10 protein-coding genes and 1 pseudogene are annotated in these 11,621 nt (G+C 64.2%); 8 read left to right on the top strand and 3 right to left on the bottom strand.

Annotation, left to right across the window (positions count from 1 at the left end):
- Positions 1 to 68: 68 nt before the first annotated feature.
- Positions 69 to 677 (bottom strand): Crp/Fnr family transcriptional regulator, encoded by a 609-nt coding sequence (locus DW355_RS11825; protein WP_131280324.1) that lies wholly within the window; start codon positions 675 to 677, stop codon positions 69 to 71.
- A 226-nt stretch (positions 678 to 903) separates the two neighbouring features.
- On the opposite strand from DW355_RS11825, the gene oxc reads away from it, so the two are divergent.
- The 5 genes from oxc to DW355_RS11800 all read left to right on the top strand — a co-directional run bounded on the left by oxc (position 904) and on the right by DW355_RS11800 (position 7,138).
- Positions 904 to 2,640, top strand: a complete 1,737-nt coding sequence (oxc, locus tag DW355_RS11820; RefSeq protein WP_131280323.1) for an oxalyl-CoA decarboxylase — start codon at positions 904 to 906, stop codon at positions 2,638 to 2,640.
- Between the two features lie 66 nt (positions 2,641 to 2,706).
- A complete protein-coding gene (gene frc / locus DW355_RS11815) occupies positions 2,707 to 3,972 on the top strand; it encodes a formyl-CoA transferase (protein ID WP_131280321.1) in 1,266 nt (421 codons plus the stop codon).
- A gap of 307 nt (positions 3,973 to 4,279) precedes the next feature.
- Positions 4,280 to 5,527 carry a formyl-CoA transferase gene (frc, locus tag DW355_RS11810; RefSeq protein WP_131280320.1) on the top strand — a complete coding sequence of 416 codons (1,248 nt, stop codon included), beginning with the start codon at positions 4,280 to 4,282 and terminating at the stop codon, positions 5,525 to 5,527.
- A gap of 1 nt (position 5,528) precedes the next feature.
- A complete protein-coding gene (locus tag DW355_RS11805; RefSeq protein ID WP_207388016.1) occupies positions 5,529 to 5,786 on the top strand; it encodes a hypothetical protein in 258 nt (85 codons plus the stop codon).
- A gap of 86 nt (positions 5,787 to 5,872) precedes the next feature.
- Entirely contained in the window at positions 5,873 to 7,138 is a 1,266-nt protein-coding gene (locus DW355_RS11800; protein ID WP_131280318.1) for a multidrug effflux MFS transporter, read from the top strand.
- Here DW355_RS11800 and DW355_RS11795 read toward each other — a convergent pair.
- Both DW355_RS11795 and phbB read right to left on the bottom strand, forming a co-directional pair.
- On the bottom strand, positions 7,116 to 7,445 hold the full coding sequence (locus DW355_RS11795) for a YnfA family protein (protein ID WP_131280317.1): 330 nt from the start codon (positions 7,443 to 7,445) through the stop codon (positions 7,116 to 7,118). The genes DW355_RS11800 and DW355_RS11795 overlap by 23 nt on opposite strands.
- Before the next feature lie 59 nt (positions 7,446 to 7,504).
- A complete protein-coding gene (phbB, locus tag DW355_RS11790) occupies positions 7,505 to 8,242 on the bottom strand; it encodes an acetoacetyl-CoA reductase (RefSeq protein WP_131280315.1) in 738 nt (245 codons plus the stop codon).
- A 393-nt stretch (positions 8,243 to 8,635) separates the two neighbouring features.
- Between phbB and DW355_RS11785 the strand changes: the two are divergent.
- The 3 genes and pseudogenes from DW355_RS11785 to DW355_RS11775 form a co-directional block, all read left to right on the top strand.
- Positions 8,636 to 9,046 (top strand): annotated as a pseudogene (locus tag DW355_RS11785) (TRAP transporter small permease); the annotation flags it as partial.
- Between the two features lie 106 nt (positions 9,047 to 9,152).
- Complete coding sequence (locus tag DW355_RS11780; protein WP_131280314.1) at positions 9,153 to 10,451, top strand: TRAP transporter large permease; 1,299 nt, start codon at positions 9,153 to 9,155, stop codon at positions 10,449 to 10,451.
- A 57-nt stretch (positions 10,452 to 10,508) separates the two neighbouring features.
- Complete coding sequence (locus tag DW355_RS11775) at positions 10,509 to 11,540, top strand: DctP family TRAP transporter solute-binding subunit (protein ID WP_131280312.1); 1,032 nt, start codon at positions 10,509 to 10,511, stop codon at positions 11,538 to 11,540.
- Positions 11,541 to 11,621: the final 81 nt, after the last annotated feature.

Raw genomic sequence — 11,621 nt, 5'->3', positions numbered from 1 at the left:
GGCCTTTTTTTCATGCCGTGTCCATGACCTGCAGCCTGGAACTTCAGGTCGAACCGCTTGCTTGCGATTCAGATCTTCCCGCGCTGCTTGAGGCGACTGAGCGTCTCGGCGGAAAGGTTCAGGTAGGCGGCCAGTTCCTTCTTGGGTATCCGATCGAACAGCTCACCATGCTTGCGCACGAAACGGTGCACCCGCCCGGGCGCATCCAGCAGGTGCAGCGTGATGGTGTGCGCCATGATCTCGCTCATGTGACTCATCACGCTGTGCTCGAACAGACGTTTCTCCTCGGTATGCAACTCCAGGAAGGCGATCCACTCGGGCATGGGCAGCTTGACGACGCGCGCCTTCGTCACGGAAACGATGCTGTACGGTGTCGGGGTCTTGAGCATCCAGGCGGCATAGCTGGTTTCCATCTCGCGTTCCGCCGCGAAACGCAGGATCATTTCCTTGCCCTGGGAGTTGGCGACGACGCGCTTGAGCACGCCGTCCAGGATGAAATACTGCTCCATCTCGTGCACACCCTGATGCAGCAGGAAATCTCCCTTGCTGCAATCCACTACCGTCAAGTGGGGTTCCAGCGATTCGTGTGCGTCCGCGCCCAGGTCCTTGAGCACTTGGTTTTGGCGCAATTGGACCCGAATGATGTTCTTTTCCGGGTGATTCTCGATACTGCTCATGCTTTCCACGCGCACGCGTGCTCCCTGCCGGGGACGGGCTCCGGGTTAGCGCTACTCTGATTGACCGAGGTCTTTGTTCCGAAATTGACCGTGGTCAATGGAGCCTCCAAGACAGCTTCCTATCATACCCCCGCGTTGCACCCTCGCGTGCCCGCCGCCCCTGCGCGGCAAGCCGCGCGCAATGGCCAACGATAACTTTTACAGCAACACAGCAGAGAGACGCACCATGTCCAACGACGCCCAAACCAGCACGCTGACCGATGGCTTCCATCTCGTCATCGATGCGCTCAAGCTCAACGGCATCAGCAACATCTACGGCCTGCCCGGCATCCCGGTCACCGACTTGACCCGCATGATGCAAGCCGAAGGCATGCGCGTGATCTCCTTCCGCCACGAGGCCAACGCCGGCAACGCCGCCGCGATCGCCGGCTTCATGAATGGCGCGAAAGGCGTGCCCGGCGTGTGCCTGACGGTGTCCGCTCCCGGCTTCCTGAACGCGCTGGTTGCCCTGGCCAACGCCACCACCAACTGCTGGCCCATGATCCTGATCTCCGGCTCCTCCGAGCGCGAGATCGTCGATCTGTCACAGGGCGACTACGAGGAAATGGACCAACTCGCCATCGCCAAGCCTCTGTGCAAGGCGGCCTTCCGCGTGCTGAATGCCGAAGACATTGGCGTGGGCATCGCCCGCGCCATCCGAGCCGCCGTTTCCGGCCGCCCGGGCGGCGTCTACCTGGACCTGCCGGCCAAGCTGTTCTCGCAGACCCTGGACGCCGCTGAGGGCAAGGCCTCGCTGATCAAGGTGGTCGATCCGGCCCCGCGCCAGATCCCCGCGCCCGAATCCATCACCCGCGCGCTGAACCTGCTCAAGGGCGCCAAGAAGCCCCTGATCCTGTTGGGCAAGGGCGCCGCCTACGCGCAGGCCGACGCTGACATCCAGGCCCTGGTCGAGAAGACCGGTATCCCCTACCTGCCCATGTCCATGGCCAAAGGGATCCTGCCTGACACGCACCCGCAGTCCGCCGCCGCCGCCCGTTCCTTCGTGCTGCCCGAGGCCGACGTGGTGCTGCTGATCGGCGCGCGCCTGAACTGGCTGCTGTCGCATGGCAAGGGCAAGACCTGGGGTGGCAAGGACCACAAGGACTGGGGTGGCCAGAAGTTCATTCAGATCGACATCGCCTCCACCGAGTTCGACAGCAACGTGCGCATCGACGCGCCGATCGCCGGTGACATCGGTTCCTGCGTCTCGTCCCTGCTGGCCGGCATCGGCAACAGCTGGGCCAAGCCGCCTGCCGAATGGACGAACGCCATCAACGACAAGAAGAGCAAGAACATCGCCAAGATGGCCGAGACCTTGGCCAAAGACCCGAAGCCGATGAACTTCCACAGCGCGCTGAGCGTGGTGCGCGACATCTTCAAGGCCCATCCCGACACGCTGCTGGTCAACGAAGGCGCCAACGCGCTGGACTTCACCCGCTCCATCGTGGACATGTACAAGCCGCGCAAGCGTCTGGACGTGGGCACCTGGGGGGTGATGGGCATCGGCATGGGTTTCGCCGTCGCAGCCGCCGTCGAGAGCAATCAGCGTGTCATCGCCGTCTGCGGTGACAGCGCCTTCGGTTTCTCCGGCATGGAAGTGGAAACCATCGCCCGCTACAACCTCCCCGTCTGCGTGGTGATCTTCAACAACAACGGCGTCTACCGTGGCACCGACGTGAACCCGACCGGCGGCGCCGACGTGGCCCCGACCGTGTTCGTCAAGGACGCGCGTTACGAGAAGCTGATGGAAGCCTTCGGCGGTGTCGGCGTCTATGCGCAGACTTCGGCCGAGCTGCGCAAAGGCATCGAAGATGCGCTCAAGTCCGGCAAGCCCACGCTGATCAACGCCATCATCGACGAGACGGCGGGCACGGAAAGCGGTCGCATCACCAGCCTGAACCCCGCCGCCGCGCTGAAGAAGTAATCCTAGACACAACACCCATTCAAACCCGTTCCGCATCGACGGGACTTATCTCAGAAGGAGCAGAAAATGTCCGGAAACAAACCCCTCAAGGGCATCAAGATCATCGACTTCACGCACGTGCAAGCCGGTCCCGCCTGCACACAGCTGCTGGCCTGGTTCGGCGCCGACGTGATCAAGGTCGAACGTCCGGGCGCTGGTGACGTGACGCGCAGCCAGCTGCGCGACATTCCCGATGCCGACGCGCTCTACTTCACGATGCTCAACAGCAACAAGCGCTCGCTGACGCTGGACACCAAGACCCCCGAAGGCAAGGAAGTCCTGGAAAAGCTCATCAAGAAGTCCGACGTGATGGTCGAGAATTTCGGCCCTGGCGCGCTGGACCGCATGGGCTTCACCTGGCAGCGCATCCAGGAATTGAACCCCGGCATGATCCTGGCCTCGGTCAAGGGCTTTTCCGATGGTCACCACTACGAAGACCTCAAGGTCTATGAGAACGTGGCGCAGTGCGCGGGTGGCGCGGCGTCCACCACCGGCTGGTGGAAAGGCGAAAACTCGCAACCGACGATCTCCGCGGCCGCGCTGGGCGACTCCAACACAGGCATGCATCTGGCCATCGGCATCCTGACGGCCATCATCGGCCGCCAGCAGACCGGCAAGGGCCAGAAGGTGGCCGTGTCCATGCAGGACGCCGTGCTCAACCTCTGCCGCGTCAAGATGCGTGACCAGTTGCGCCTGGACAAGATCGGCTACTTGGAGGAATACCCGCAGTACCCGCATGAGAAGTTCGGCGACGTGGTGCCGCGTGGCGGCAACGCGGGTGGTGGCGGTCAGCCGGGCTGGATTCTGAAGTGCAAGGGCTGGGAAACGGACCCCAACGCCTACATCTACTTCACCGTCCAAGGCCATGCCTGGGAACCGATCTGCGACGCGCTGGGCAAGCCCGAATGGAAGACGGACCCCAACTACACCACGGCCAAGGCGCGCCAGCCGCACATCATGGACATCTTCGCGACCATCGAGGACTTCATCAAGGACAAGACCAAGTACGAGGCCGTGGACATCTTCCGCAAGTACGACATCCCTTGCGCGCCGGTGCTGTCGATGAAGGAACTGCTGCATGACAAGTCGCTGCGCGCTTCCGGCTCCATCGTCGAAGTGCCGCACAAGGTACGTGGCAGCTACTGGACGGTGGGCAGCCCGATCAAGTTCTCCGACCTCAAGCCCGAGGTGACGGCCTCCCCGCTGCTGGGTGAGCACACCGACGAAGTGCTGGTCGAACTGGGTTACAGCAAGGACCAGATCGGCAAGATGCATACGAACAAGGCGGTCTGACCCTTCTTTCCGCTCTCTGAGACGGCGCCACTCCTTCGGGACTGGCGCCGTTTTTTTTGACCTTGGCGTTTTCCGCTGCCGAAACTCCTTTTCACTGCGCAAGAGCAAGACGGAAAAGGCAAAGCTGTTGAGCCCGGAACGTTGCAATCACGCGCCCTGCGCCTGCAAGGGCGCTCCCTATAATCAATTGGAATATTTGACATGCCGATGACCACAGGTCCATGGGCATGGTGAAGTGCGCATTCCAAGCAACAATTAAAAAAATGCCGCTTTCATCACAAGAGTTTTCAACTTCTGGAGTTTTTTCATGACCAAGGCGCTCGAAGGAGTCCGCATCCTCGATTTCACGCACGTGCAGTCGGGTCCCACCTGCACGCAGTTGCTGGCGTGGTTCGGAGCGGACGTGATCAAGGTGGAGAAAGCGGGCGAAGGTGACGCCACGCGCGGACAGCTGCGCGACATTCCCGGCGCGGACAGCCTGTACTTCACCATGCTGAATCACAACAAGCGCTCCATCACGCTCAACACCAAGGAACCCAAGGGCAAAGACGTGCTGGTGGACCTCATCAAGCAATGCGATGTCATGGTCGAGAACTTCGCACCCGGCGCGCTCGACCGCATGGGCTTCAACTGGGAGCGGATTCAGGAAATCAACCCACGCATCATCCTCGCGTCCATCAAGGGCTTCGGTCCCGGCCCCTACGAGGATTGCAAGGTCTACGAGAACGTCGCGCAATGCACGGGCGGTGCAGCCTCCACCACCGGTGATCCGGATGGCCTGCCCATGGTGACCGGCGCGCAGATCGGCGACAGCGGCACCGGTCTGCACCTGGCGCTGGGGATCGTGACCGCTCTCTTCCAGCGCGAGAAAACAGGCCGTGGCCAGAAGGTCAGCGCCGCCATGCAGGACGCCGTGCTCAACCTGTGCCGAGTCAAGCTGCGCGACCAGCAGCGCCTGGAACGCACGAGCGTGCTCAAGGAATATCCGCAGTACCCCGACATCGAGTTCGGCGAGGCCGTGCCGCGCGCGGGCAATGCCTCGGGGGGTGGCCAGCCTGGCTCCATCCTCAAGTGCAAGGGCTGGCAGAAGGACCCGAACGCCTACATCTACTTCATCACGCAGGGCGCGGTGTGGCCCGCGATCTGCAAGGTCATCGGCGAGGAGGACTGGATCACCAACCCGCATTTCGCCACGCCCGAGGCGCGCCTGCCGCACCTGAAGATGATCTTCGCCCGCATCGAGGAATGGACCAAGACCAAGACCAAGTTCGAAGCCATGGACATCCTCAACGGGCACGACATCCCCTGCGGCCCCATTCTCTCGATGAAGGAAATCGCCGAAGACAGCTCCCTGCGCGCGACGGGCACCATCGTGGAGGTGGACCATCCCGTGCGCGGCAAATACCTCACCGTGGGCAACCCCATCAAGCTTTCAGACAGTCCGGTGGACGTGACGCGCTCACCGCTGCTCGGCGAGCACACCGAGGAGGTGCTGGTCCAGATGGGCTATGGCCAAGCGCGGATCGATGAGTTGCGAACCGCGAAGGTCATCTGACGTGAATGCCCGGCCACCCACCCCGGATGCATCGCCCGCCTGGCGCCGGGCATTCCTGATGGTTCTGGCCTGCTTGCCCTTGCTGACGGCCTGCACCACGCAGGCCTGGTACGAAGGTTCGCGCGCCGGCGCCCGCCAGCAGTGCAATCAGCAGCCCCCGGGGGCCTACGAGGACTGCATGCGCCGCGTGAACGAGGGCGTCGGCGGCCAGTCCTACGACAGCTACCAGCGCGAACGCGAGGAACTGCGGCGTAAATAGGGCAAGAGGCCGGGCGGCATGCCCGGCCGCCTGCAAATTTGGGCGGGGCATGCCACAATCCGCCCCCGCTGTCTATCCGCTCCCCCATGCACCAGAGTTTCCTGCGCACGGCCCTCGTCCTGGGCCTGCTGTCCGCCGTCGGCCCGCTGGGCATCGACTTGTACCTCCCCGCCCTGCCCCTGATCGGGCAAGACCTCCAGGCTTCCATCGGCTCGGTGCAGGCGAGCCTGATGATCTTTTTCATCGCGCTGGGCGTCGGCCAGCTCGTCTACGGCCCGGTCTCGGACATGCTGGGCCGCAAGCCCCCGCTGTACTTCGGCCTGACCCTGTTCGCGATCGGCAGCGTGGGCTGCGCCTTCGCGCCCAATGTGGAATTTCTGCTTTTCATGCGCTTCTTCCAGGGCCTGGGTGCCTGTGCCTGCACGGTGATCCCGCGCGCGGTCGTGCGTGACCTCTACACCGGCCACGAAGCCTTGCGCATGATGTCCACGCTGATCCTGGTCTTCAGCGTCGCGCCCATCCTCGCGCCCCTGCTCGGCAGCTTCCTGATCGAGGCCCTGGGCTGGCGCAGCAGCTTCTGGGGCATGCTGGGCGCCAGCCTGCTGGGCCTGCTGCTGATGGCCACCCAACTGCGCGAGACGCGTCCCCTGGCCGTGCGTGAAGCGGAACGCGGCGCGCGCGAGGCCCGGGATGGCGCCGTCAATTCGGGGAACTGGTCCGTGGTGCGGCAAAGCTACCGCACGCTGCTCACCGACCGGCACTTCCTGGGCGTGGTGTTCATCGGAGCCTTCGGCATTTCTGCCTTTTTCACTTACCTCGCGAATTCCTCCTTCGTGCTGATCAACCACTACGGCCTCACGCCGCGGCAATTCAGCATCGCCTTCGCCTCGAACGCGGCGGCCTTCATCGGCATGTCGCAGTTGACCAGCCGGCTGAGCCGGCGCTTCGGCCTCAAACCCATGGTGCGCATGGCTGCGCACGGTCACGCAGCGGTGATGCTCACGCTCCTGCTGCTGTTCGCGCTGGGTGTCGAGGCCCTGCCCGTGATGCTGGTGCTGCTCTTCGTCGGCTTCGGCTTTCTCGGCCTCATCGTGCCCGCCTCCGCCATCCTCGCGCTGGAAAGCCACGGGCCGATCGCCGGCACCGCCTCGGCGTTGATGGGCACCCTGCAGTTCGGCACCGGCGCGCTGATGATCGCCATCTCCGGCCAGGTGGCCAATGGCGCTGGCCTGCCCATGATCGCCTGCATCGCCGGCGCGTCTGCCATGACCTGGCTGTTCGCCCAGACCACGCTACGCAAGGGCGCGAGCGCGGCGGTCGATGACGTGACTAGTGCCTCGGCGCGAACATGATGATGGCCATGCCGGCCAAGGCCACGCCGCCGCCCACGGCATCCCAGACCCCTGGCCGGATGCCGTCCACGCCCCAGAGCCACAGCAACGCCGCGCAGATGTAGACCCCGCCATAGGCCGCGTAGACGCGGCCCGCGGCCGTGGGATGCAAGGTGAGCAACCAAGCGAACAGTGCCAGGCAGAGCGCGCCTGGCACAAGCAACCAAGCGCTTTTGCCTTCACGCAACCAGAGCCAGGGCAAGTAGCAGCCAGTGATTTCGGCCAGCGCGGTGACGAAGAACAGGGCCAGTGTCTTGAGTTCGGACATGGCCGCCATCGTAGACCACTACCACTGGGTGGCCCGGGCCTCTGGGCTGAGACTGCGCCTCAGCCCATGTGCAAGCCGCCGTTGACCGAGAAGTCGGCCCCGGTTGAATAGCCACTTTCATCGCTCGCGAGCCAGGCGATGATGGAAGCGATCTCACCCGGCTCGCCCAGGCGCTTGACCGGGATGGTGCCGACGATCTTCTCCAGCACGTCGGCGCGGATGGCCTTGACCATGTCGGTGCCGATGTAACCAGGACTCACGGTGTTGACCGTCACGCCCTTGCCCGCCAGCTCCTGGGCCAGGGCCATCGTGAAGCCGTGCATGCCGGCCTTGGCAGCGGAGTAGTTGGTCTGGCCGGCCTGGCCTTTCTCGCCATTGACGCTGCTGATGTTGATGATGCGGCCCCAGCCTCGTTCGACCATGTCGCCCACGACCTGCTTGGTCACGTTGAACATCGAAGTGAGGTTGGTGTTGATGACGGCGTCCCAGTCTTCACGGGTCATCTTGAGGAACATGCGGTCGCGCGTGATGCCAGCGTTGTTGACCAGCACATCAATGGGACCATGCGCAGCCTTGGCCTTGGAAAAGGCTTCGACGGTCGATTCCCATACGCCGACGTTGCCCACCGAGGCATGGAAGGCGTAACCCAGGGCATGCTGTTCGGCCAGCCACTTGACGTGATCACGCGTGGGGCCGCAGCCAGCGATGACCGTGAAACCATCGCGGTGCAGGCGCTGGCAGATCGCCGTGCCGATGCCGCCCATGCCGCCGGTCACGTAAGCAACTTTCTGTTGCATGGTGTCCTCCTCTGATGTCCGATGTGCTTTGAGTCCAAGTCTCCGCAAGAACTGTACCCAAAACCGAGGGACTGTCTCCCTAGGAAAACACGGGGCCAGACCATGGGGACGGCGAGAAACGGTCTGGATCGCGTGACCTAGAATGCCCGCGTCCCACAACGGCACTCGGTCGGCGCCCCGGTCACAAGCTGGATGGCCCTCGCGTTTTTTCCGTTTTCGCGCAGGCATCACCCCTGCGAGCGGTTCTTTTCGCCAAGCCATTCCAATTTCCAACTGCGCCTTGTGAACCACGCCCCCGCCACGTCCGCCGCTGCATCCAAGCCCGCTGATGACACCGTCCACACGCCATCACAGCCCCCGCTGAAAATCGAAGACTGGCTCACCGTCATCGTGATGGCGCTGCTGGCCCTCATCACTTTCGCCAACGTGCTGGTGCGCTATTTCACCGACCAGTCCTTCGCCTGGACCGAGGAAATCTCAATCTTCCTGATGATTGTGCTGGCCCTGGTCGGCGGCGCGGCCGCAGTAGCGCGCAACAGCCACATCCGCATCGAATTCTTCGCCGACAGCGGGCCGGCACGCCGCCGCCGATGGCTGGCGCGCTTCGGCGCGCTCATGATGTTCCTGCTCTTCGCACTGATCGCCGTGCTCAGCAGCCGCACGCTCTACGACGACATCCGCTACGGCGAAACCTCGCCCGGCATCGGCGTGCCGCAGTGGTGGTACACGGTCTGGCTCCCCCTGCTCTCCGCCGTAATCGCGCTGCGCGCCCTCGGCCTTTTCCGGGGGCACGGCAAGGCAGGCGATGACGAGCAACAGAACGGGCCGCCGCCGGGCCGTTCCCAAGGCGGCCCAGCCCCCTCGGGGGCAGCGACTCACACGCAGTGGGCAAGCGTGGGGGCCAACCTTCATGATTGCATCGCTGCTCTTCACCGCCTTCCTGGCGCTGCTGTTCCTCGGCGTGCCCATCGGAGCGGCCCTGGGCCTGGCGGGCGCGGCCTGCATCGCCCTGGCCAATCTGGACGCCCCCTGGTTCGGGTTGCTGGCCGTGCCTCAAAACTTCTACGCGGGCCTGGGCAAGTACCCGTTGTTGGCCGTGCCCATGTTTGTGCTCGTGGGCAGCATCTTCGACCGCTCCGGCGTGGCCGCGCGCCTCGTCAACTTCGCCGTGGCCATCGTTGGGCGGGGCCCTGGCATGCTGCCGGTCGTCGCCATCGCGGTCGCCATGTTCCTGGGGGGCATCTCAGGTTCCGGTCCGGCCAACGCGGCCGCCGTGGGCGCGGTGATGATCGCGGCCATGAAACGCGCGGGCTACCCGCCCGCCTATTCGGCCAGCATCGTGGGCGCGGCGGCCGCGACGGACATCCTGATCCCGCCCTCGGTGGCCTTCATCGTCTATTCGGTGCTGGTGCCGGGCGCCTCCGTGCCCGCGCTGTTCGCCGCGGGCATGGTGCCCGGCGTGTTGGCCGGGCTGGCCTTGATGGTTCCAGCGGTCTGGCTGGCGCGCAAACACAAGATGGGTCTGCTGGAGGCCGAGTTGCCGCGCCCACCGTTCTGGAGGAGTCTGCGCCAAACACTCTGGGGCCTGGCCGCACCGGTGTTGATCCTGGGCGGCATGCGCGCGGGCTGGTTCACGCCCACCGAGGCCGCCGTGGTTGCAGTGTTTTACGGCCTTTTCGTCGGCATGGTGATCCATCGCACGATCAGGGTCCGAGATCTGTTCGAGATCCTGCGCGAGTCTGGTGAGCTGTCGGCCGTGCTGCTGGTCGTGATTTCGCTCGCGGGCATCTTCGCCTTTTCGCTCTCGACACTGGGCGTGATCGATCCGGTGACGAATGCCATCGTGCATTCGGGCCTGGGCGAGTACGGCATGCTGACGCTGCTCATCGTGCTGCTGGTCACGGTGGGCATGTTTCTCGACGGTGTGTCCATCTTCCTGATCTTCGTGCCGCTGCTGCTGCCCATCATGCGTCATTACGGCTGGGACCCGGTGTGGTTCGGCGTGGTGCTCACGCTCAAGGTGGCGCTGGGCCAGTTCACCCCGCCCCTGGCCGTCAACCTCATGGTGTCCAGCCGCATCGCGGGCATCCCGATGGAAGCCACGGTGCGCTGGGTGGGCTGGCTGCTGGTCTCGATGGCGCTGGTGATGGTGCTCGTCATCGCCTTCCCACAACTTGCGCTGTGGTTGCCGAATACGCTGGGTTACTGACGCACCCGGTCCATGTTTTTTGCCCACTCTTCACCCCACCACAAAGGAGACAACACCATGAAACCCCGCCGCATCCTGCTTGCGCTGACGATGGGCTTGGCGACTGCCCTGCTGGCATCCGCCGCGCTCGCGCAAAACAGCTACAAGCCCGAGTACCGGCTTTCTCTGGTGCTGGGTCCGCCCACGCCCTGGGGCCAGTCCGGCCAGATCTGGGCCGACCTGGTCAAGGAACGCACGCAAGGGCGCATCAACATCAAGCTCTACCCCGGGGTCTCGCTGATCCAGGGCGACCAGACGCGCGAGTTCAGCGCCATCCGCCAGGGCATCATCGACATGGCCGTGGGCTCCACCATCAACTGGTCGCCCCAGGTCAAACAGCTGAATCTGTTCTCAATGCCCTTCCTGATGCCGGACTACAAGGCGGTGGACGCGCTCACGCAGGGCGAGGTGGGCAAGGAGATCTTCGCCGCCATCGACAAGGCCGGCGTGCTGCCTCTGGCCTGGAGCGAGAACGGTTACCGCGAGTTGACCAACTCCAAGCGCGCGATCCGCTCGCCCACTGACCTGAAGGGCATGAAGATCCGCGTGGTCGGCTCTCCGCTCTTCGCCGACATGTTCACGGCCCTGGGCGCCAACCCCACGCAGATGAGCTGGGCAGACGCACAACCTGCCCTGGCCAGCGGCGCGGTGGACGGGCAGGAAAACCCGCTCTTCATGTTCCCCCTGCTCAAGCTGCACAACCTGGGCCAGAAGTTCATCACCACCTGGGGCTACATGGCCGACCCGCTGGTCTTCGTGGTGAACAAGGATGTCTGGTCCTCGTGGACGCCGGCCGACCAGGCCATCGTGCGCCAGGCCGCCATCGACGCAGGCAAGCAGGGCGTGGCCATCGCACGCAAGGGTCTGGTCGAGGCAGACAAGCCCCTCCTCAAGGAAATCGCCGGCTTCGGTGTCACCGTGACCCAGCTGAGCCCGGCCGAGCGCGACGCCTTCGTGAAGGCCACGCGGCCGGTGTACGAGAAGTGGAAGCAGACCATCGGCGCGGACTTGGTCAACGCAGCGGAGAAGGCCATCGCAGCGAGGAAATAAACCCGCGCGACGCGATGGACGACAGGGGAAGCTCCGGCTCCCCTTTTTCGCAACCCTTGCCCGTGCGCCCTGGGTCAGGCT

It is taken from the genome of Hylemonella gracilis, assembly GCF_004328645.1.
Taxonomy (GTDB): domain Bacteria; phylum Pseudomonadota; class Gammaproteobacteria; order Burkholderiales; family Burkholderiaceae_C; genus Hylemonella; species Hylemonella gracilis_B.
This window is presented reverse-complemented; position numbering and strand designations above follow the sequence as displayed.

What these genes read in the sequence shown, in the direction of transcription:
- DW355_RS11825 (WP_131280324.1), bottom strand. Translation starts at nt 677, where the DNA reads ATGAGCAGTATCGAGAATCACCCGGAAAAGAACATCATTCGGGTCCAA.
- oxc (WP_131280323.1), top strand. Translation starts at nt 904, where the DNA reads ATGTCCAACGACGCCCAAACCAGCACGCTGACCGATGGCTTCCATCTC.
- frc (WP_131280321.1), top strand. Translation starts at nt 2,707, where the DNA reads ATGTCCGGAAACAAACCCCTCAAGGGCATCAAGATCATCGACTTCACG.
- frc (WP_131280320.1), top strand. Translation starts at nt 4,280, where the DNA reads ATGACCAAGGCGCTCGAAGGAGTCCGCATCCTCGATTTCACGCACGTG.
- DW355_RS11800 (WP_131280318.1), top strand. Translation starts at nt 5,873, where the DNA reads ATGCACCAGAGTTTCCTGCGCACGGCCCTCGTCCTGGGCCTGCTGTCC.
- DW355_RS11795 (WP_131280317.1), bottom strand. Translation starts at nt 7,445, where the DNA reads ATGTCCGAACTCAAGACACTGGCCCTGTTCTTCGTCACCGCGCTGGCC.
- phbB (WP_131280315.1), bottom strand. Translation starts at nt 8,242, where the DNA reads ATGCAACAGAAAGTTGCTTACGTGACCGGCGGCATGGGCGGCATCGGC.
- DW355_RS11780 (WP_131280314.1), top strand. Translation starts at nt 9,153, where the DNA reads ATGATTGCATCGCTGCTCTTCACCGCCTTCCTGGCGCTGCTGTTCCTC.
- DW355_RS11775 (WP_131280312.1), top strand. Translation starts at nt 10,509, where the DNA reads ATGAAACCCCGCCGCATCCTGCTTGCGCTGACGATGGGCTTGGCGACT.